The sequence below is a fragment of the Lentilactobacillus rapi DSM 19907 = JCM 15042 genome (assembly GCF_001436255.1).
In the GTDB taxonomy this organism is placed as follows: domain Bacteria; phylum Bacillota; class Bacilli; order Lactobacillales; family Lactobacillaceae; genus Lentilactobacillus; species Lentilactobacillus rapi.
The window spans coordinates 1-21,103 of record NZ_AZEI01000053.1 but is presented as its reverse complement, the minus strand read 5'-3'; the positions used below and the strand labels follow the sequence as shown (position 1 = coordinate 21,103).

15 protein-coding genes and 1 pseudogene are annotated in these 21,103 nt (G+C 41.9%); 9 read left to right on the top strand and 7 right to left on the bottom strand.

All coding sequences use genetic code 11. The features are described from left to right. Positions 1 to 47 precede the first annotated feature (47 nt). The 4 genes and pseudogenes from FD12_RS06785 to FD12_RS06770 form a co-directional block, all read right to left on the bottom strand. Positions 48 to 362: pseudogene (locus FD12_RS06785) on the bottom strand (MFS transporter); the annotation flags it as partial. Between the two features lie 1,198 nt (positions 363 to 1,560). Further along, positions 1,561 to 3,570, bottom strand: a complete 2,010-nt coding sequence (locus tag FD12_RS13880; protein WP_146986025.1) for a DUF5776 domain-containing protein — start codon at positions 3,568 to 3,570, stop codon at positions 1,561 to 1,563. A 132-nt stretch (positions 3,571 to 3,702) separates the two neighbouring features. Continuing rightward, entirely contained in the window at positions 3,703 to 4,974 is a 1,272-nt protein-coding gene (locus tag FD12_RS06775) for an oligosaccharide MFS transporter (protein WP_056982284.1), read from the bottom strand. 273 nt (positions 4,975 to 5,247) lie between these two features. Continuing rightward, positions 5,248 to 6,213 (bottom strand): glycoside hydrolase family 43 protein, encoded by a 966-nt coding sequence (locus tag FD12_RS06770; RefSeq protein WP_054748873.1) that lies wholly within the window; start codon positions 6,211 to 6,213, stop codon positions 5,248 to 5,250. Between the two features lie 272 nt (positions 6,214 to 6,485). Here FD12_RS06770 and FD12_RS06765 point away from each other — a divergent pair, with 272 nt between their 5' ends. Together FD12_RS06765 and FD12_RS06760 are read left to right on the top strand one after the other, a co-directional pair. Then, the gene (locus tag FD12_RS06765) at positions 6,486 to 7,376 is read left to right on the top strand and encodes an ArsR/SmtB family transcription factor (protein ID WP_054748874.1); all 891 of its coding nucleotides are present in this window, start codon (positions 6,486 to 6,488) and stop codon (positions 7,374 to 7,376) included. A 27-nt stretch (positions 7,377 to 7,403) separates the two neighbouring features. Beyond that, positions 7,404 to 7,988 carry a hypothetical protein gene (locus tag FD12_RS06760; RefSeq protein ID WP_186825967.1) on the top strand — a complete coding sequence of 195 codons (585 nt, stop codon included), beginning with the start codon at positions 7,404 to 7,406 and terminating at the stop codon, positions 7,986 to 7,988. Between the two features lie 257 nt (positions 7,989 to 8,245). Here FD12_RS06760 and FD12_RS06755 read toward each other — a convergent pair whose 3' ends face one another. Further along, on the bottom strand, positions 8,246 to 8,959 hold the full coding sequence (locus FD12_RS06755) for an alpha/beta hydrolase (protein ID WP_054748876.1): 714 nt from the start codon (positions 8,957 to 8,959) through the stop codon (positions 8,246 to 8,248). A 243-nt stretch (positions 8,960 to 9,202) separates the two neighbouring features. On the opposite strand from FD12_RS06755, the gene FD12_RS06750 reads away from it, so the two are divergent. Then, a complete protein-coding gene (locus tag FD12_RS06750; protein ID WP_056982283.1) occupies positions 9,203 to 10,252 on the top strand; it encodes an SGNH/GDSL hydrolase family protein in 1,050 nt (349 codons plus the stop codon). Between the two features lie 136 nt (positions 10,253 to 10,388). Further along, positions 10,389 to 11,300, top strand: coding sequence for a restriction endonuclease (locus tag FD12_RS06745; RefSeq protein ID WP_056982281.1), 912 nt, complete (start codon positions 10,389 to 10,391; stop codon positions 11,298 to 11,300). Between the two features lie 101 nt (positions 11,301 to 11,401). Here the strand turns inward: FD12_RS06745 and FD12_RS06740 are convergent, their stop codons facing one another. Further along, complete coding sequence (locus tag FD12_RS06740) at positions 11,402 to 12,556, bottom strand: hypothetical protein (protein WP_056982280.1); 1,155 nt, start codon at positions 12,554 to 12,556, stop codon at positions 11,402 to 11,404. Between the two features lie 782 nt (positions 12,557 to 13,338). On the opposite strand from FD12_RS06740, the gene trpX reads away from it, so the two are divergent. The 5 genes from trpX to FD12_RS06715 all read left to right on the top strand — a co-directional run bounded on the left by trpX (position 13,339) and on the right by FD12_RS06715 (position 19,372). Then, on the top strand, positions 13,339 to 14,340 hold the full coding sequence (gene trpX, locus FD12_RS06735; protein ID WP_056982279.1) for a tryptophan ABC transporter substrate-binding protein: 1,002 nt from the start codon (positions 13,339 to 13,341) through the stop codon (positions 14,338 to 14,340). After that, complete coding sequence (locus tag FD12_RS06730; RefSeq protein WP_054748880.1) at positions 14,337 to 15,236, top strand: ABC transporter permease; 900 nt, start codon at positions 14,337 to 14,339, stop codon at positions 15,234 to 15,236. The genes trpX and FD12_RS06730 overlap by 4 nt, the downstream gene beginning before the upstream one ends. Continuing rightward, positions 15,229 to 16,002, top strand: coding sequence for an ABC transporter ATP-binding protein (locus FD12_RS06725; protein ID WP_054748881.1), 774 nt, complete (start codon positions 15,229 to 15,231; stop codon positions 16,000 to 16,002). Before FD12_RS06730 ends, FD12_RS06725 begins: the two co-directional genes overlap by 8 nt. A gap of 330 nt (positions 16,003 to 16,332) precedes the next feature. Next, positions 16,333 to 17,850 (top strand): YfcC family protein, encoded by a 1,518-nt coding sequence (locus tag FD12_RS06720; protein WP_054748882.1) that lies wholly within the window; start codon positions 16,333 to 16,335, stop codon positions 17,848 to 17,850. A 172-nt stretch (positions 17,851 to 18,022) separates the two neighbouring features. After that, positions 18,023 to 19,372, top strand: a complete 1,350-nt coding sequence (locus FD12_RS06715; RefSeq protein WP_054748883.1) for a M20 family metallopeptidase — start codon at positions 18,023 to 18,025, stop codon at positions 19,370 to 19,372. Positions 19,373 to 19,623: 251 nt separating this feature from the next. Here the strand turns inward: FD12_RS06715 and FD12_RS06710 are convergent, their stop codons facing one another. Continuing rightward, a complete protein-coding gene (locus tag FD12_RS06710) occupies positions 19,624 to 21,024 on the bottom strand; it encodes a sugar porter family MFS transporter (RefSeq protein ID WP_054748884.1) in 1,401 nt (466 codons plus the stop codon). Positions 21,025 to 21,103 lie beyond the last annotated feature (79 nt).

Genomic DNA, 21,103 nt, shown 5'->3' with positions numbered 1-21,103 from the left:
TTTGTCTCAGTTTTCCTACGCCGCTTTTAGAGATCTCAAACAGTTTCTAAGAAAGTCGCAACGGCAAATGGAATAGCTAGCCATAAGAAGTACGGTCGACTTTGCCCCCATTTCGTATGCGTGTGGTCAACAATTGATCCCCAAACTGGTGCACTAACGGCATCGAAGAAACGGGCAACCAATAGAATTAAACCAGCCCCAGCAACTGAAATACCGAACACATCGGTATAGAAATAAAGAATATAACTTGAAATCGTAACATAAAGTAAATTACCAGCCATATCAGTAAATGAATAACTGATCTTCTCGAGCAGTGGTAATTTCACATCGGCTTTATTAGCCTGAGGTGCTGAATTTTCCATTTTTCCTTCTCCAATCTCACAAAAATTTGGCATTTTTAATGCACAAAATATGGACATCGCTAATAAGTGCGTCATAACCATTTCAGTGAATAATCGCGATTCTTTTTATTAACTTAAAACCACTCGTTCCAAATTAATTTCCTGCTGGGTCAATGTAAAAAGCTTTACCCAAAACGTTGAGGAATTCCCCATTTCAGCAATTGAAACATTGGAGTTATCCCAAATTACCGGATCCCCCTACATTTAATTACGTAAAACTTGTTATCAACTTCGAAATAATCTGCATCTAGAAACTATCCAGTGACAGCTTTATGTGGCCTGCTCAAACCAATCATTTCGCTGCTCATCAGTCCGAATCCTAGAAAATCGTCTCACGTTGAACCGTGCTATTTCTTTTAGTGCAGTTGCCCGTACACCTGCAAATGAGTGAATTGTTTGTCGTGTGATATAGGGGCTCAAATCGATTAAAATATGAGACCGTTTTCATGTTACGCCAAACAATTACGGAAACAACATGCATCTTCCCAACTAATCAAACCAACCAACAATTGGAAGTTGAACTAATCTTTCGAAGAAACGTTTTTCTTCACTTCATAGTATTAATATTTGTGCACAAGTTAATGATATGTCCATAAAAAAGCGTTTACAATTGTTTTTAGTACTTTTCTTTTATAATTTGTTCAAAAATCACATCTCCATTAATTCAAAGGGGATAAATGATGGGGACAGCCAGTATGATCAACATTATTGTTAATCTATTTTTTTGTTTTTTGAAATTAACCTCTCATTTTTAACAATGGATTTACAAAATATCACTCGTCCCCGTTTCTTTTTTCATAATTCAATATTGTAAGAACTCATTGGGCTCCGAAATTTATCTGCAAAAGCAATGAAATACCTCATCCACTGCTTCGTATTTCATTGATATTAATCATATTGCTAAAACTCGAAAGCATAAGAACAGATTGATTCCTTGGGGTCACAAAGTTCACTTTAATCAATTTAATTATTTAACACACTGCCAGTAGCAAAACTATGCTTTTCGGTAAATTCAGAACCATACCAGCGCTTGTGACAACTCCATATCCGGCATGGCTTTGGTCGAGTAAAATATCCAACCTAGGAAGAATTACATTGTTTATCAAAAAAAGCCAAGAGCCACACCCTCTCGGGGCGACTCCTAGCTTTCTAGTTTTGATTATCTAACAATAACAAACTTTTTATTGGCCGTCATATAATTCCCGTTGGTCAACACAAATTTGTTAGTCGAACCATTCTTAAATAGACTCTTAACTTTTACAATCGATCCTTTTCTAAGATGCTTTACTTGGTTTTTCTTTGCAAATGAACTCTTAGAGTATTCATTGACGCCTCTCTTGGCAATCACTGCTACCTTTTTGTGAGCTGACTGATAGTATAATTTAGCAACATATTTACTATTAGCGGTAATATAACCTTTACTAGTTTTATATCTCAATGCGCCATTGGTAGAATATGCTTTCCCAGTAACGGTGAATGTAACAGCATGAGTTCGATTACGTTTTGCATATGATTTAACCACATGTTTGAAGTTCACATCTTTGTAAACACGAACACCACGTTTAGCATAAACCTTGAAAGTGTTAAACGGCTTGGTTGGCTGTGGTTCGTTATTGGTTTCCGGAACATTAGAGTTTTGGTTGGTGCTTGAACTCGTTGCTGAAGATGATGAACTCGTCGTTGTAGTCGAAGAACTGGAGTTACTTGGCGTTACGGGGGTAACGGGAGTGACCGGCGCAGTGCCACTAATATTGACTTTGAAGTTGGCACTAAACGAAGGATCATCATGCTTGGTTGCGGTCACAGTAACGGTCTTTTGACCCACATAATTAGCATTAACTTTAAGTTGATAACTGCCATCTGCTTGCTTCTCGACGGTCACATTTTGGGCATCATCAGTTGTGATATCAAAATCAGCCGCACTATTATCAGACATCTTGACATTGAAGTTGGCGGTCTTACCAGCAGTCAGTGAATCAGGCTGTCCTGTAAAGTCAATAGTTGCTCGATGATACTGGTCAGGAAGATCATAAACCATTGATGTTAAAACATTGTCTTGGGTTGAAGTTGGAGATTTTAAACCGCCACCACTAACAAGCAATATCTGGTTATTTGGTAAGGCAGTCAAAGAACGCGAGTATGCATCTGGCATAGTCATTTTTACATCATCCCAGGGACCAACACCATTGTTTCGGTTCACGAACAAATCACCTTGGCCAGCGGTATTCGCAACTAATGTACCGTCCGGCAACACTGTGATATACGGTGAACCACCATAAGCTAATCTTGTGCCTTCATTATTCTTATCCCAATTTAAGCCATCGTCTGAAATTTTGAAATTAGTACGCCATTCACCTGAATTAACGACTTCGTATGTCATGATGTACTTTCCATTTGGCATTTGAGCCACTGTCACCATTCCAGGGCGAGCCGCAGGATTGGAGAAGTCAACATCGTCAACTACATCGCTCCAATTAATACCATCGTTTGAGACTTGATGGATCAACTTCTGACTGTGAGCTGGTTTATCACGTTCATCAGAATAGTAACAAACTAATTTATGATCAATTACTTTTAAAAATGGTTCCCATACAGGGCCATTACTTTTAGTGTCGGTATTGGCTGCGCCACCTGTACCAAGTGTACTCATATACGACCAAGTTCTACCATGATCGGTACTCTTATATAACACAATTGATGTTGTCGAAAGATCACTTGGTATAGCATTCCCTGCACATAGTAGGGTACCTTCTGGCATGTTACCAACCTTTTCTGGCAATTCATACAAAAATGGTTGATATCGGTTTCCAACTCCCTTGTTTAAGTCTTTGACCTCACCAACAGTATTCCAGCTTCCGCCATGATTTGTGCTTTCATATATTACAAAAGAAGGGGTACCGGTTACATAATGTTCTGAAGTTGCATATAATCTACCGTTATATGATGGATCGCTTTGATGTGTCGTAACCAACCCTCGACCATACAAGAAATCCGGCGCCTTGGTACCAGGAAGTTGCGTTTTATCTGCAACAGTGATAACAGAGTTATCGCTACCTGCTCCACCACTGGCAGCTTTAGCGGATTGTGAGTAAACTCCGCTTAATCCGAGTACCGTAATTCCAATAGTACTAATAATTACTTTGCTTAATATCTTAACTACAGAATACATAGAATTCCTCCCTCAACATCTTACAAGCGCTTACATTTTTTCTACAATAAAAGAGAATGCACCTGCTCTCATCGAGCAAATTCACTCCCCCTTATTTAGTTGTATTTCAATTACAAAAAATTAATCAAATACTTAGGCTTTAGGTTTACCTGCTTCGTCACGTTCACCAGCTTGAACTGGATTTTCTTTCTTCAAAACAAGTGCGGCAAAGATAGTGACAACAGCAACGATTGCACCAAGAATCAAGTAAGTGTGGTGGAAACCGATGGAATCGTACATGCTACCTGCAAATGCTGAGAAGATGAAGACAGATATTTGTTTAGCAAAGTTCGACGCCAGTGCGTAAACTGTGGCGTAAACCCGAACATCGAAGGCTCCGGCAATGTACTTCATGATTGAAACAAGTACCAAAGGCATTTCGAATCCGGCTAACAAACGTAAGAAGATAACCCAGATTAAGCTTGGTGACAATGCTGATCCAATGATCCGGATAGCCAAGATGACACCATAGGCAATCAAACCATTTCGTGAACCGATTCGGTTGATAATCCAAGGCATTGGGAACATCAGTAAGAATTCCAAACCAATTTGAGCAGTTGTCATATAACTGTATGCCTGAGTTCCGGCAGCAGCAGTATCAAAGAATGACTTGAAGAAGATGATGAATTGTTGATCAAAGACATCATAAATAGCTGAAGTACCGATGTAGAAGATTGACAGATACCAGAAGTTCTTTAACTTGAAAATTTTACCAATCAAGCTTAAGTCAAGTGAGTTAGATGTATCACCAGCAGCAGAAGCATTATCCATATCAACCTTATCACTGAACAAAAGCAAACCAGTCAAGATGGTAGCTGAAATTGTACATGCCCAGAAGATTGAGTTTGGATGCCACAAGAAGATTTGACCACCAACAAATGAAGCAACCATTCCGGCTAAAGAACCACCCATTCGTGAGTGACCATATTCAAAGCCGTTAGCTAAGCTGGCACGTTGAACATATTGTTCAATAACTGAAACACCACCATTGAAGATGAAGCAAAGATAGATTCCAGTCACAATCGCAACTAACATCGAGTTAATGTTCATCAGTGGCATAAATACCCACTGGAAGTACGGTCCGATTAACATTGCGGCGATCGCAATTGTAAATAGCAAATTCTTTTTAAATAAAAGCTTATCAGAAATGACACCGAATGCTGGTTGGAACAAAAGTGATAATCCAGCCATGGCTGAGAAGACGACCCCAGCTTCGGCACCATTCATGTGACCAACTTGTTCCATCCAAAGAGTCAAATAACCAAAGATAATCTGCCACATGAAGAAGTAAGTAAAGTGGGTAAACGGAAATCCCCAGAAATGCTTACTCTCCTTCTTTTGTGGTGTTTTTGCACTGTTTTCCATAACAGGTGCCTCCTATATAAAGTAAGTGAGCAGATCCAAGCGGTTAGAAGTCGGAGTGTAAGTCTCCGCTGAGAAGAATTCCCTGTTCTGGAATTCTTCTCGGTGGTGCTTACATGCAGACTTCTGCTTGGAGGAGCTGTCCTAAAAAAGTGAGCGGAGCAAAGTGGTTAGAAAGCGGAGTGTAAGTCTCCTATCAGACAAATTCCAAACCCAGGAATTTGTCTGGTAGGTGCTTACATGCAGCTTTCTGCTTTGCGCAGTTGAATTTAATTTTTAATCGTAATTATAAGGAACTGGTTTGCCAAAGTGTGGTGTGCCGTCATCATTCCAAGTAAATGCTTGAACCTTAGTATGACGGTTTGGATCATATAATGGGTCACCTTTAATTTCGGTATAATCGCGACAATGATAAACCAAAATATCAGTTTTGCCGTCTTCGGCAACGGTGAATGAATTGTGACCTGGGCCATATTGATGAGTTGCCATGTCACTTTGGAAAACAGGATCTTTTGACTTAGTCCAGTTACTTGCGTCCAACAAATCTGCATCATCGGGAACACTTAACATTCCCATTGCGTAATGTTCGTCGGTAGCGCTTGCAGAATAGGTTAAGAAATAGCGACCATTCCGATGAATAACTGCAGGGCCTTCGTTAACCCAAAAGCCGATTGTTTCCCAATCAAATTCTGGTTTAGTCAGCATCACTGGCTTTGTTTTGAGCGTCCAAGGATTTTCCATTTCAGCAATATAAATGTTGGAATTACCGCGAATTGCGGGATCCTTTTGAGCCCAAACATAATAAAGTTTGTCATTTGCTTCAAAACAAGTTGCATCAAGTGAGAAGCTGTCCATGCCCGTCTCAACTTGACCATGTTCAAACCAGTCATCTTCACTCCTCATTGGATCTTCGGCGTCACATTCGATACAGAACATTCGGTGTTGGAACATGCCATTCTGATCCAAGGCAGTTGTTTCAGCAGCTGCAAAGTAGATGAACCATTTGCCATCGATATAATGAATTTCCGGTGCCCAGATCAGCTGTGACATGGGACCGCTTTCATGTTTGCGCCAAATAGTCCGGGGTGCAGCATGAGCTAACCCGGCTAAAGTTTTAGCCCGGCGAATCTCGATCAAATTATAAGCAGGAACTGAAGCGGTGAAATAATAATAACCGTCAGTGTGCTTGTAAATGAACGGATCAGCTCGTTGAACAATTAATGGGTTGATATAATCAGTCAATATAAACTCTCCTTTTCACTACGTATTGTGTAAAATCCTTGTGCACGTGTTTAATGATATGGCCTCAAGAAAACGATTACAATGGTTTTTGTGAGTATTTCATCAAATTTTGACTTAGATAAATGTTTTTGATAGTATAAGGGTGTCCATAAAGCGGTTACAAAATAAAGTATCAACATAAATGTTAATTAAATCGCTTTCATTGCCTTAACAGTAGGATTTATAGTGAATATTTACACAATTAGTGTTATGTTAATAAGGGGAGTCTTACCATGGAATTAGACATATCTCAAGATTCTTTGAAAGTTTACAAAGCCCTTGCAAGCCCCGTCAGGATCAAAATCATTCAGGTCTTATCTACCAAGCGGACGAGTGTTCAAGAGTTGTCAAAGAAGCTCAACTTGAGCAGTACCATTGTTTTAATGCATCTCAATAAGCTCGCTGAAGCCGGCATCATCGGTTTTGAGCGTCATGGTCACAAAAAGGTATCTTATTTGAAAGTCGACAATATTAATGTTCATTTTCCCAGCACGATTTATCCAGCTTTTGCAGAATACGATACTGCTGTCCCAGTTGGCCAATTTACGAACTACTCAGTGACGCCATCCTGTGGCCTAGCTGGAAAAAATGATTATATTGGTAAAGTTGATAACCCAACCTACTTCATGAGCCCCGATCGCATTAAAGCCGGCATGATTTGGTGGACCAATGGCTTTGTTGAATATCAATTTCCTAATTATTTGGAGGCAAAGGATAATCTGGAAATGCTGGATCTGTCGATGGAATTGGGATCTGAATTTCCATTTTCCAACAATGTTTGGCCATCCGACATTACGTTTTATATTAACAATGTTGAAATTGGCACGTGGACAAGCCCGGGGGATTTTTCGGATACACGGGGGAAATACACCCCTGCCTGGGTTCCAGACAACGTCAACCAATACGGCCAGCTAAAAGTTGTTCGGGTGACTGATCATGGGAGTTATTTGGATGGACAACCATTTACCGACGTTTCAATTGATGATCTCAACTGGCGCCAACCGACAATTTCTGTCCGATTTGCCATTAAGGATAACGCAAAACACAAAGGGGGCTGCACCATTTTTGGTCAAGGATTTGGGAACTATGACCAAGGTATTCAAATGAAGTTATTTCATAGTTAAAAAATCATTATAAAGAGGGCTAAATTCATGAATCAAAACGAAAAAATGCGGGAGTTTATCTTAAGTTGTTTGGAAACGCAACCCAATCAAGTCAATCTCCAAACCATTCGGAAGTTAATTGATTATGGTAAGAATAATGATTACGGCGCAACCGATATTTTACGTGAACTTGAGAAAATGGATTATAAGCATGAGGGAATTCTCACCGCAACGTTTGATATTGATTTCGTGGATGGCGTCAAACTCTTTAACAACAAAGCAGATCGCTGGCTGACTGCTAAAGGGGTAACGTATCTTCAAAGGCTCACTCATGATGAAGCCACCGGCAACGGCCTCAAACTGCCTAATGACCAAGATAAGATTACCGCCAAAAAATACGATGGCTATCTTCAGCAACTGATTTGTGCTAAGCATGAAATGCAAACGGAAGCCGACCAAGTGACACTTCAAGAGTTTTCACTGGAACTACGCCATCTGCTGACAGACAATAAAGAACTTGAAAGAGGTGCGCTCAGTAAGTTTCGTCCCTTCATTCAACGAAATTGGCAGGAATTGTCCACCCCGATGACGCCAATTTTAATCGAATTGTCGAGAAGATTCTTATTTGAGTGAAGATCCAACTGAGAAATCATCACACCTGTCCTTTCCAGGGCAGTATGAATCTGCATTTATCCAAAAAAGGCCGAAACATATATTAATTGCCAATCTGTAATCATTCACTTGGATCGCCGTAGCCACTTAGATAAAAGCTGAACCCAACGGCTGATCCCGACCACTTAACGAAAAAGACCAACTATTCCAAAAAATTAGGAATAATTGGTCTTTTCGTTAAATTCTGGGATCAAAACGTCGATTGTCCCAGTCTTTTCCTAGTCAAATTGTTTGAGCCATTCCAAACACAGTGGGAACCATTTGGCAAAATGGGCATCCGTTCTGTCGCGGTTAACCACGCCTGTATACTTGTTGCCCAAACTAAATCCATGCCCACCTGAGGCAAAGAGGTGAAGTTCAAATTGAACATCATTCTCAAATAATGCCTTTGTATATGGTTGAATGTGATCAACATATGGCGCCAGGCCATCACCACGGGCACCAAAGATAAAGGTTGGGGCTGTCTCTTTAGTAACTAGCTTGGAAACGTCCTCACTTTGAATGCCCATTTTCTCATCCAAGGCCTGATTAACAACTGGGTAGCCTAAAATGGCAAATCGGGCGTGGTTACCCTTTTCACACGAATAAGCGGCTGCCAATTGGCCACCAGCCGAAAAGCCGATGACGCCAATATTTTGCGGATTGACATTCAACTCATTTGCGTGTTTAATAATGTAGTCAAATGCCAGACTAATGCCCTTTTTGGCTACCTGATAGTTTTTCTTTTCATTAATTGGGTATTCCAAAACGAATGCTTGATAACTCTTGGTCACAAACGTTAAAGCCACTCTTTCGGAGTCCCTTTCCTTAAACGGCTTGTAACTGCCGCCGGGGAGAATCACAATTCCAGGCAAGGCAACATCCGTATGACTGTTGTAAATGTCTAATTTGGTACCATCAGTTTCATTTAAAACAACTTGTTTAAAATCCATCTAATCACCTCACTTACTATCATAAGTTGCGTACGGCAAAAATGCCATCATCAATTATTTGTAATCAACGTTGAACCGGCGTCAGGGCAGCGTTTAAATGCAACATCAGATTTATTTATGGCCTTATTTGAATTCTTTATAACTTTCTTTAACTTTTTGCAGTATAGTAACCTAGTAGTTGTGATCAGGCACATAATTAACGCTTCATTTTTTATCAATATTCTGAACCGGGGGAACCTTTACATGATCTCAATCAATAAACGCGCCACACTGTTGGTCGCTGCTTTTGTCCTTGCGACGCTTTCATTTGGCTTTGGCTGCAGTTCGACTGCTGATACGGGCACCGCAAAAGTCAGTGTTCACTTTGACATGCCAATCCATGCTCATGCCTATGCATTAAAAAAAGATGCGGTATTATATTCTAATCTCCATCTAACCAAATCAACTTCCAGTAAGTCTTTTCTCAACACAACCTGGTATCGCAATAAAGTTGCCAGTGTCTCAATTAATGGGAAGCGAGTCTTTGTTTATCGTTTGACCAGTGCAAATAATCAGCATACTTTTTGGGTGCTTCATTCCCAAATCAAGGGTATTTACAGCAAGTCATTCAACGTCAAGCTGCCACAAGCTGGTAACAAATTTGTCGGCAAACAGATCGGTGTATTTGGTGACTCGATCCCTTCTGGTTGGGACGGTTATCATTTCTACCTCAATACTTCATATCCTGACTGGGTAAGTAAGTACTTGGGGACAAACAAACGCGTCTTAAACTACGCCGTTCCAAGTGCTAAGATTGTGGGTCATCGGTTTGCCTACATTGGAACGAAACGAGTTGCGCAGGACTTACCGGTTGCAATCAAATACCATGAGAATCAAATTAAAAAGATGAATCTCATTTTTGTCCATATTGGCACCAATGATTATACGAACTTGTCTGGTTCCGGCAGTCTTCACAACGTCATTCGCCATCTATACAGAGATGTTCTGAGGATCAAGGCAATCAACCCCAACGCCCATATTTACGGCATTTTGCCAATCTCCAGATACGACGAATTAGGCGAAAATCGCCAGAATATGTTTAATCAGTATGGTTACACATACGGCCAACTGCGTGAGGCTGAAGCCAAGACTTATCGTAAGCTGGGTGCAACGGTCATTAACTTCCAGAAGTTTGCCCCAAATATCATCACGGATCAGAACAAGGATTTGACTTTACAAGATCACGAGATTCATCCAACCGCGCAGACAGCCCAGAAGTTGGGCTATGCGTTGGCTGAGGAATTAGCTAAATAAGAGTCAAAGTAAGGCGAGCCTCAAACAGAGACTTGCTTTTTTATTCCAAAAAAGTCACAACTTTCAGTCTTTTTCCCGTATTTTATATTATGAATGGTAAAATTAGTTCAAATTCTATAAATAGGAGTAAACAATAATGGCCAACTATAAATATAAAAGAAGAGGTGCTGAAGGTGCGATCCTTCGAGCACTGAAAAGTCTGGGTGGCTCCGCATCACGTGACGCATTGAGGGATTCAATCGCAGAGGACTCAGGAAGTGGATTTTCATATGAAGACGTTTTTACCAAGGTTGTGTCAAAAAATGGTGGCAAATACATCCCATTCGACTTTGATTTTAATTTTGGTATCAATAACTTATATGCCACTGGATACGTGGAAAAGCCCGAAAGAATGAAGGATATTGTTCTGACAGAAAAAGGACGTTTGCGTAAGACCGTGAACTTCCCTACTGACAAAGAACAGAAGATAGTCGATGAATATTGGAAAAAAAGAATTAAATTAAACAACGAAAAGCGAAAAACTAAGGCAAAGCAAGTCACAGACCCAATTGATTCAGAACAAGATGCTGAAACTGCCGATGATGATAATTGGAAGGTGGAACTCATCGATCAACTCAACGCGTTCACACCTAGTAAGTTTGAGAGCTTCTCTAGATTGTTGATTTCTAAAATGGGCGTTAGAATTGATGATAAACTTGGGAAAATTCAATCAAGAGATCATGGCATTGACGGATTTGGTTATTTTGAATCAGATGAATTCCGAACTGCCAGAGTAGCCATTCAATCAAAAAAGTTTACTAATAATCCCGTCTCAGAACCTGATATTGACAAATTTAAGGGCGTTATGGATGGATTTAACGCAGAATACGGCATCTTTATTACGACAAGTTACTTTACTGATAATGCCAAAAAGAAGGCTGTTCAAGGCTCTAAGTCAGTAACGCTGATCGATGGTCGAAGAATTGCGGAATTGGTCGCTGAATATCAATTGCACGTTACCCCAGTAGAAACTTTCACATTGGATGATTATTATTTTGAGAAGGACTAAATTACTTATAGAAAAAAATGAGACGCATCTCCCAAAATCTGGAAAATGCGTCTCAATTTATTTGTCGACCAAACTTATATCCTCGCCATTTTTGTAATGATTTACTTATCAACCCTGCCAAGAATAAACACATACCCTTTCCAACGAGTCGGCTTGTCATTTTCAGAACTGTACCCCGGAATATTGTTAACAATCTGAATGCCAAGTTTATATCCAGACATCGCTGCGCGCTTATTCGCAGTGTACCCTTCTTTATCCAACAGTTTTTCAATTCCAGCTAATTTAGTTGCATTCGAAGCCTTTTCATGGGCATACAACCATTTCTGAATGCTCGAAAATGATTTGATATCGGCGTAACCCTTTTTGCTGATGGGCGTTGAATCGCCATCGGGAGTACTCTCAAACGTATCATAATCGTGAGCCGCAATCCGTGATAAGCCTAAATCAACCTGGCTGTTGGGAAACAATTTAACAATCGATCTGGCGAGCTTTTGCTTCTTGCCATTTTGAATATAGTTCTGATAGTCGGTGCTGTCAGTAAATTGATCAATTTGGGTATAGTCAATCTGCTTATAATTCGTATTATGGCCGGCTGCGACTTGAGAAGCGGCAACGTAACCATAGGCATTCTTTGAGGAATTCCCATCTGCTTGCATCCTAACGTAATAATAGGTACTTTGCTTCTTGTTGTGCAGCATGGTGAATGTTGCTTTACGATACAAATTGGCCCCAGGGTAATTTTTTAGATTGGCCTGCTTTTTGGTATGCCGCCAATTCCAGATGTACACATTCTGTTTGGGATTTTTGGCGTGAAATGTGGCAGTTTGGTTGCCCCAATTCTCTTTGGTAATTTGGTAGCCATAAGGACTGAATCCTTTAATCAAGGCACTGGGGCGAACCCACCCCTGATAATCATTGCCTCGATCCGCAACGTAGTAATAAGTGGCCCACTTATTTTGGTGATAAACGCTGGCCTTCTTTTGGATAGAAAGTGTAACACCCTTTAATTTAGAGACTTTATAAAGCCGCTTTTGAAAATCCTTTTGCTTATCATATGGATACCGTTTGCTTGCCCAAATGTAAGCTTTGGATTTTAGATTCGCGTGATACGGATTTTCTGGCAACTCATTTGAATAGGTCTTTAGGATCTTGACACGGTAACCATTGTTCGCTGCACGCGCTGATTGCGGGTTGGCGATCAATAGGCATATAGCAAATGCCACCACGACACCAACAAGTTTAATGATTCTTCTCATGAACTGAACCCCTCTTTCAATAGTAAGCGGATCCAAGCGCTTAGAAGCCGGAGTGTAAGTTGAAAGTAAGGGGAATTCCCGGTTCTGAAATTTTCCTTACTGGTGCTTACATGCAGACTTCTTGCTTGGAAAAGCTGTCCTAATAACAGAATATCATGACTAGGTTACCGCTGTGTTAAAGAACGCATTCATTTTCGTTAGAGATTCAATCTCACATGTTGACGAAAGGTAAACAATCATTTAAAATTAATTATATTCTATTACGAAAGGAAAGATTGCTATGAGTTCACTTGTTAATCGCAGTTGGCAAAGCCGGTAACAAGTCACATCGTCTGGGATAGATGCGACTTGATCTTAAGCATGCGATCATGAACGCATCTGTGCCGGCAATCTTTTCGAAAAGAAACGGTCTGACCAGATGATTTCGGCAGGCCGACTTCACTACGAGCATTTCGGTCGGACCGGAATGCTCGTTTTTTGTTCGTGATTGTTTTTATCGATTTTATTTGTTTTTGTAGGACAGCTACTCCAAGCAGAGATCTGCATGTAAGCACCTCGAACAAAAATCCCCAAAACCGGAATTTCTATTCGAGGAGACTTACACTCCGATCTCTAATCGCTTGGATCCGCTCACTTTACTAGGACAGCTACTCCAAGCAGAAGTCTGCATGTAAGCACCTCGAACAAAAATCCCCAAAACCGGGATTTCTATCCAAGGAGACTTACATTTCGACTTCTAACCGCTTGGATCCGCTCACTTTACTATTAAGGAGATTGCTATTATGAAGAAAAAATATTTGATTTCAGGTGCAGTATTAATTTTACTTGTCATTTTAGGATTTGCCTTTTTCCAAGGCAACCAAAAGCAGAAGCCCCAGGCAAAGCCAACGGTCGGAATCCTGCAACTCATGTCTCACCCTGCACTAGATGCGATTCATCGCGGGATTATTCATGGTTTTGAAGAAGAAGGCTACAAGCCAGGCAAGAATATCAAGATTGATTTTCAAAACGCTCAGAATGACCAAAGTAATTTAAAGACGATGAGTGCCAAATTTGCCAACGAAGACGCTGATCTTTCAATCGGAATTGCTACCCCATCCGCTCAAGCACTTGCCAACACGATTACCAAGAAGCCAGTTATTCTGGGAGCCATCACCGATCCGAAAGGTGCCGGCCTCGTTAAGAACAATAACAAACCTGGTGGCAACATCACCGGGGTTTCTGATCAAGCACCTTTAAAGGAACAACTTGGGTTAATTAAAAAGATGATGCCCCATATGAAGACACTTGGAATTATTTACACTTCAAGTGATGATTCCGCCGTTGCCCAGTACAAGATGTTCGTTAAGTTATGTAAACAGGAAAATGTACCCCTGAAAGCTTATTCAATCGCTAACACCAATGATTTAACTCAGGTTGCTGAACAAGCAGTCCGTTCAGTCGACGCCATCTACGTTCCTACTGACAATACCATTGCCGGTGCGATGCAGACATTGGTTGGAGCTGCCAACAACGCCAAAGTGCCAGTTTTCCCAGCCGTTGATACGATGGTTAAACAAGGCGGCGTGGCAACTTACGGAATCGATCAGTACCAGCTTGGTGTTGCTACCGGTAAGATGAGCGCCCAGATCCTCAAGGGCAACAAGAAGCCTTCGACCACTGCCATTAAGTTCTTCCGTCATGGCAAGCTCATCATCAATGAAAAGCAAGCGAACAAATTGGGCATTAAAATCCCCGCAAGCCTCTTAAAAGAAGCGCAACAAAAAGGAGAATTAATCAAATGAGCATTATCGTTTCAGCCATCGGCCAGGGACTCACTTGGGGAGTCGTCGGCATCGGCCTCTTCCTGACATTTAGAATTCTTGACTTCCCGGATATGACCGTCGAGGGAACTTTCCCAATGGGTGCTGCGGCATGTGTAGCTGCTATCTACTCAGGCGCATCCCCGTTAGTTGCAACCTTCATTGCCTTTCTGGCAGGCTTACTAGCCGGATTAGTCACCGGATTGTTGTATACAAAAGGAAAGATTCCAGTCCTACTGGCAGGAATCTTAGTCATGACTGCAGCCTATTCAGTCAACCTTAGAATCATGGGCCGCGCTAACCTGTCCCTTTTTGACAAACCAACGATGCTCAAAAATCACTTCTTGGAATCTTTACCTCCATATTTTGACAGTGTGGTGCTTGGCATTATTGTCGTGGCAATTGTCACTGCATTGATCATCTATTTTCTCCAAACCAACCTTGGCCAGGCATTCATCGCAACTGGTGATAACCCCAACATGGCGCGTTCGCTTGGCATCAGCACGGATGCGATGCAAATCATGGGCTTAGGAGTCTCCAATGGTTTAATTGGTCTCGGTGGTGCATTGGTCGCCCAAAACAACGGCTTTGCGGACGTTAATATGGGAATCGGCGTCATCGTGGTTGCCTTGGCTTCCATCATCATTGGGGAAGTCGTCTTTGGTGATCTAACAATGAACCAACGCCTGATCGCTGTTACAATCGGTAGTATTTTGTACCGCTTCGTTATCCTGCTGGTCTTAAAGCTTGGTTTCAACGCCAACGATCTGAACCTCATTTCTGCCATTGTCCTGGCAATCTTCATGATGTTACCAGTTCTCGAAAATCGTTTCCGAATCCGCCATACTTTAGCAAAGGGGATGACCAAACATGACTGAGCCCATTTTTGAACTTAATGATATTGTGGTGACTGTCAATCACGGCACCCCCGAGCAAATTAACATCATGGATCACGTCAATTTAGCAATTTATCCCGGAGATTTTATCACTATTCTTGGTTCAAACGGGGCCGGTAAATCAACCCTCTTTAACGTCATTGGTGGCAACATCCCCGTTACAACCGGCCAGATTCTCCTTCATGGCAAAGACATCACCAGCATGTCAGTTGAACGACGCACCCGTTTCTTGAGTCGGGTCTTCCAAGATCCAAAGATGGGAACGGCCCCGAGAATGACCGTTGCCGAGAACCTACTACTCTCAGAAAAACGTGGTCAACGCCGGGGGTTGGGTGCTCGACATCTCAAGGCGCACATGGCCAAATTCAAAGACATTACCTCAGTTATGAATAACGGCCTTGAAGATCGCTTGAATACCGCCACTGGCAAGTTATCCGGCGGTCAACGCCAAGCGCTCAGTTTCTTAATGGCGACAATCAAGCGCCCGGAAATCTTGTTGCTTGATGAACATACGGCAGCCTTGGACCCCCAAACTTCTCAAGAACTCATGCAGGCAACCAATGATCAAATTACCCGTAACCACCTCACATGTTTGATGATTACCCACCATTTAGATGATGCCCTCAAATATGGCAATCGGTTAATTGTGCTGGATCACGGCAAAATCACCTATGATATTGCCGGTGATCAAAAAGATAATTTGACCAAAGAGGAATTATTGAGCTTCTTTAACGATCTGGATGGATAAATCGGATTCAATGATTGTGAATATATAAACTTAGCCCATCAACCGATTTTTCGACTCTCGGTTGATGGGCTTTTTGATTGTCTCCTTTTTAGACCGTATTTACACAATCGCTGATATGTCGGGACATGTTAACCTTAGTTAACTAATTTTTTATCAATTCATAAGTGTTTTCATTTTGATTATCATGATGTTTTATTTATACTATGGGTAAGCAAGATGTTTATATTTTTCTTAATTGTGAACATTAATATAATTCTTCTATAATTGTTCACGGAAAATTTATAGATGTTTTGTAAAATTTACTCAGAAAAAGAAAAGGAAGTGAACATCATGCAAAATCAACAAACAACTCCGAAAAAGAAATTCAAAATGCCTTCCGCGTATACGATCCTATTCCTGATCATCATCTTCGTTGCAATTTTAACTTGGATTATTCCAGCGGGTCAGTATTCGACTGATAAGGCAGGCAATATTATTGCCCACACTTACAAAGCCGTTGCTTCTAACCCTCAAGGAATTTGGGACGTATTCTCTGCGCCAATCTATGGAATGATTGGAAACGACACAACTGAAGGCGCAATTTCAATTTCGCTATTCATTCTGGTCATTGGTGGCTTCTTGGGCGTCGTTAATCAGACCCGCGCCCTTGACGATGGGATTGCCAGTATCGTGTCGAAATACAAAGGTAAGGAAAAAGTCTTAATTCCCTTACTGATGATTCTGTTTGCCCTTGGTGGATCCACTTATGGAATGGCTGAGGAAACCATTGCCTTCTATCCATTGCTTATCCCCGTAATGATTGGGGTTGGTTTTGACTCATTGGTTGCCGTTGCAATCGTCTTGGTCGGCTCACAAGTTGGGTGTTTAGCCTCAACCGTTAACCCATTTGCCACTGGGGTTGCTTCACAGACGTTAAACATTTCCCCGGGTGACGGAATTTTATCTCGGGCCGTGCTTTTTGTCATCGTCGTAGCCATCAGTATTTGGTTTGTCTACCGTTACGCATCTAAGATCGAAAAAGATCCATCCCGTTCACTTGTATATGAACAACGAGAAGAAGATCTTAAACGATTCGCTTTGAATCACGAAGACAAACCCGGCACCAAGATGACCGGCCGTCAAAAAGCCGTTCTCTGGATGTTTGGTCTTACCTTCGTCATCATGATCATGGGCTTAATTCCATGGGATCAAATTAACGAAAAATGGACATTCTTCGTTAGCTTCACCAAATGGGCTCAAGACATTCCAGTCCTAGGCAGCCTGATCGGATCCAATTTAGTACCATTTGGTTCATGGTACTTCACGGAAATTACAACCCTCTTCTTCTTGATGGCTGTAATCGTGATGTTTGTCTTCAAAATGAAAGAATCCACATTCGTTGAATCATTCTTAAGTGGAATGAGTGATTTCATGGGCGTTGCGATCGTTGTTGCGGTTGCTCGTGGAATCCAAGTGATCATGAACGATGGCAGCATTACTGCAACCGTCCTTCACTGGGGCGAAATGGGATTATCAAACTTAGGTTCAGTCGTCTTCATCATTCTGGCCTACGTCTTCTACATCCCAATGTCATTCCTGATCCCATCAACTTCAGGACTGGCAGCTGCCACAATGGGAATTATCGGCCCAATGGGTAAATTCGCAGGAGTTGACCCAAGCTTGGTTGTGACCGCCTATCAAAGCGCATCCGGTTGGGTTAACTTAATTACCCCAACATCCGGTGTGGTGATGGGCGCCTTGACCATTGCGCACGTCAACATTACCACCTGGTGGAAATTCATGTTTAAGTTAATGATTTACCTGTTCTTAGCAACAGCGGTATTCTTAGGCATCATGGCCATCCTGTAATCAATAAAATTCATCATAGCGGCTTCCTTTTAAAATCCATTAAGTCGATTTGAAAGGAAGTCGTTGTCTGTCATATGATCGATTTAACAAAATAAGAATGCGTTTTCATATTCATCAGTTATAATGAAGTAACAAGCAGTCATTCAGTATCAATCAAAGGAGGAATTCCACAATGACCAAAATCGTAACAGAAACTCAGCAAAATGAAGCCGTCGAAGCACTCAAGCGTCTTGTTAGCAAGCCTTCCGTCAATGATGAATCGACTAAAACGGCAACCACCCCATTTGGTAAAGGGATTGATGATGCCCTCACAGAGATTCTCACGATCGCCAAAGAAAATGGATTCAAGACTTATAAAGATCCTGAGGGCAACTATGGCTATGCCGAAGTCGGCGCCGGTGATAAAATCTTTGGCATTATCGGCCACGTTGATGTCGTCCCGGCTGGTGACCCAAACGATTGGGACAGTGATCCTTTCACCGCAACGGTCAAAGATGGGTACATTTATGGACGTGGTACTCAAGACGATAAGGGGCCATCAATGGCAGCCATGTTCGCCGTTAAGGCTTTGATCGATCAGGGTTACAAATTTAATTGCCGCATTCGGTTTATTTTTGGAACTGACGAAGAAACTCTCTGGCGAGGAATTGCCGTTTATAACAAGAAGGAATCGCCAATTGACTTCGGGATCGCCCCAGATTCAGAATTCCCGGTGACTTACGCCGAAAAAGGCTTGGAGCAGGCATATCTGGTTGGTCCTGGGATGGCTGATCTCAACATTGACCTGGAAAATGCTTTTAACGCTGTCCCTGCCAAAGCTTCATACAATGGGCCCAAGCTTGATCAGGTGAAGCAAGCGTTGAATAATCATGGTTTTAAGTATGAAGATCACGGGACGGATGGCATCACGGTGATTGGCAAATCCGTCCATGCGATGAACGCCCCTCAGGGAACCAACGCCGTTCTGCGGTTAGCAATGGCGTTAGATGACATTTTCCCAAGTCAATCACTTGATTTTATCGGCAAGCTTTTCAAAGAAGATGCAACCGCTACTAATCTCTTGGGTGACGTTGAAGACAAGCAATCCGGTCATTTGACCTGCAACATTTCAAGTCTCAAGATCAACAAAGATGAAACCCGCATGCAAATTGATATGCGAATTCCAGTAACAATTGATCGAGACGAGCTGATCGAAAAGTTAAAGAAAGCCGTTGCCCCATTTGGCCTCCACTACGAGGCATTCGACTACTTGGCACCACTGTACGTTCCAACCGACAGCGAACTGGTCAAAACGTTGATGTCAGTTTACAAGGACTTGACTGGCGATGATACCCAACCAAAGATTTCTGGTGGGGCCACTTATGCCCGAACCATGAACCAATGTGTCGCATTCGGTGCCATGCTGCCAGGTGTGCCGGACTTCATGCATCAAGTCAATGAAAATTGGGAATTAAAGAGCATGTTTAAAGCGATGGATATTTACGCTGAAGCCGTTAAGCGGTTGTGTGTGGATCCGGAGTAGAGATTGGAAAAGGCGCTTTGATCCCAGAATTTAAGTGAAAAAAGTAATGCATTCTGGTTTTTTGGAATGCATTACTTTTTTGGCTTAAATGGCCGGGATCAGCCGTTTGGCGCAAGTTTTATCAATATAAGAATGGAAAACTAAACTGCATTTGTAAACACATTGCCGACTAATGACTCAGCCCATTGTTTGCTAAATCGTCGTGAGTGAGTTGATATCCGAACCCCTTCATATATGAATTAAGGTCAATCTTAATTTGCTTTCGGCGCGTTCTTAGCAGCGGCCTTCAAAGCAGCTTTTTGACGCATTTCCATCTCAATTTCCTCAAGGCTCTTGCCCCGAGTTTCTGGGACCATGTAGATAACGAAGAAGATTGAAACGATGGCAAAGAAAGTAAAGACCGCAAAGGGGCCACCAACATTGTTATTAAAGACATGGAGCAGTTCCAAGAAGAATTGAGAAACGATGAAGTTCCCAATCCAGTTGGCAGCTGAGCCGATGGAGTTACCAACTCCCCGAACATTCAACGGGAAGATTTCACCGATCATCAACCAGCAAATTGGGCCCCATGAAACGGCAAATCCGAAGATATAAATACCAATCAAAATCATGGTTGGAACCGCAGCATCAGCAACGTTCAAAGTAAAGTTCAAGACGGAGAGAATTCCGATAGAGGTAGCCATCACAATCGAACCAAACAGTAAGATCGTTCTCCGATTGAATTTATCCATGATGTTGTAGGCCAAAATGGTGCAGACAAAATTGACAATCCCAATTCCCACAGAAATCCAAATCGCATTGCTTTCAGGAAAACCAAACCCTTTGATAAAGACTTGTGGTAAGAAGTAAATGACGGAATTAATGCCGACTAATTGCTGCAGTAACATCAAACAGATCGCCACAATCACAGCTGGCCGAGCAAAGGTAAAGAGCTCCTTCAACCCACCTTTAGGCTGGTTGGCAACCATTTGAATGTCGGACAGCTCTTTGTCTGGATCCTGATTTGTTTTGGCACGAAGTTCATGAAGCACATCACGCGCCTCGTCAATCCGTCCCTTTTCAACTAGGTAACGCGGTGATTCTGGTAAAATCATTGAACCGACGAACAGTAACAGCGCAGGAATCAAAGCTGATCCAAGCATCCATCGCCAGTCCCGTAATCCAAGCAAATTGTGGTGCAAGAAGCTCAAGTTAGAAACGTATGCCAGCAAAATGCCCAGGGTAATCATTAATTGAAACATTGTCCCTAATGATCCACGATGAGGGGCATCGGCTAACTCTGCTAGATACGCTGGCGTGAGTGCGGAAGCAGATCCAACGGCAAAGCCTAAAATAATTCTGGCAATCACCATTGAAATGAATCCTTGAGCAAACATCGATAGGCTCGACCCAATTAGAAACAGAATGGACGCCAGCACGAGGAGTCGTTTCCGACCAAAGCGGTCTGACAACGATCCAATCGATAACGCACCAATCGATGATCCAATCAGCACTGAAGAAACAATGAAACCAGTTTGCTCAGTTCCCAGGTTAAAATTACTTTCAATTAATGGTGAGGCGCCAGAAATAATACCTGTATCAAATCCAAATAAGAGGCCACCTAAAGCACCGAAGAAGAAAATAAAGAAAGTACTTAAATGCCTTGCTTTCATGTTTATCCCTCCCCAAGGAAAAAAGTACTGTCCAAAGTTTCTAAGTTTTATCCTCGATTATCCTTGTCATATCAACGCT

Bases quoted from the DNA above. Each gene is read 5' to 3' on its own strand.
- FD12_RS06710 (WP_054748884.1), bottom strand. From the start codon at position 21,024: ATGAAAGCAAGGCATTTAAGTACTTTCTTTATTTTCTTCTTCGGTGCT.
- FD12_RS06725 (WP_054748881.1), top strand. From the start codon at position 15,229: ATGACTGAGCCCATTTTTGAACTTAATGATATTGTGGTGACTGTCAAT.
- FD12_RS13880 (WP_146986025.1), bottom strand. From the start codon at position 3,570: ATGTATTCTGTAGTTAAGATATTAAGCAAAGTAATTATTAGTACTATT.
- FD12_RS06765 (WP_054748874.1), top strand. From the start codon at position 6,486: ATGGAATTAGACATATCTCAAGATTCTTTGAAAGTTTACAAAGCCCTT.
- FD12_RS06775 (WP_056982284.1), bottom strand. From the start codon at position 4,974: ATGGAAAACAGTGCAAAAACACCACAAAAGAAGGAGAGTAAGCATTTC.
- trpX (WP_056982279.1), top strand. From the start codon at position 13,339: ATGAAGAAAAAATATTTGATTTCAGGTGCAGTATTAATTTTACTTGTC.
- FD12_RS06750 (WP_056982283.1), top strand. From the start codon at position 9,203: ATGATCTCAATCAATAAACGCGCCACACTGTTGGTCGCTGCTTTTGTC.
- FD12_RS06720 (WP_054748882.1), top strand. From the start codon at position 16,333: ATGCAAAATCAACAAACAACTCCGAAAAAGAAATTCAAAATGCCTTCC.
- FD12_RS06755 (WP_054748876.1), bottom strand. From the start codon at position 8,959: ATGGATTTTAAACAAGTTGTTTTAAATGAAACTGATGGTACCAAATTA.
- FD12_RS06715 (WP_054748883.1), top strand. From the start codon at position 18,023: ATGACCAAAATCGTAACAGAAACTCAGCAAAATGAAGCCGTCGAAGCA.
- FD12_RS06730 (WP_054748880.1), top strand. From the start codon at position 14,337: ATGAGCATTATCGTTTCAGCCATCGGCCAGGGACTCACTTGGGGAGTC.
- FD12_RS06740 (WP_056982280.1), bottom strand. From the start codon at position 12,556: ATGAGAAGAATCATTAAACTTGTTGGTGTCGTGGTGGCATTTGCTATA.
- FD12_RS06760 (WP_186825967.1), top strand. From the start codon at position 7,404: ATGAATCAAAACGAAAAAATGCGGGAGTTTATCTTAAGTTGTTTGGAA.
- FD12_RS06745 (WP_056982281.1), top strand. From the start codon at position 10,389: ATGGCCAACTATAAATATAAAAGAAGAGGTGCTGAAGGTGCGATCCTT.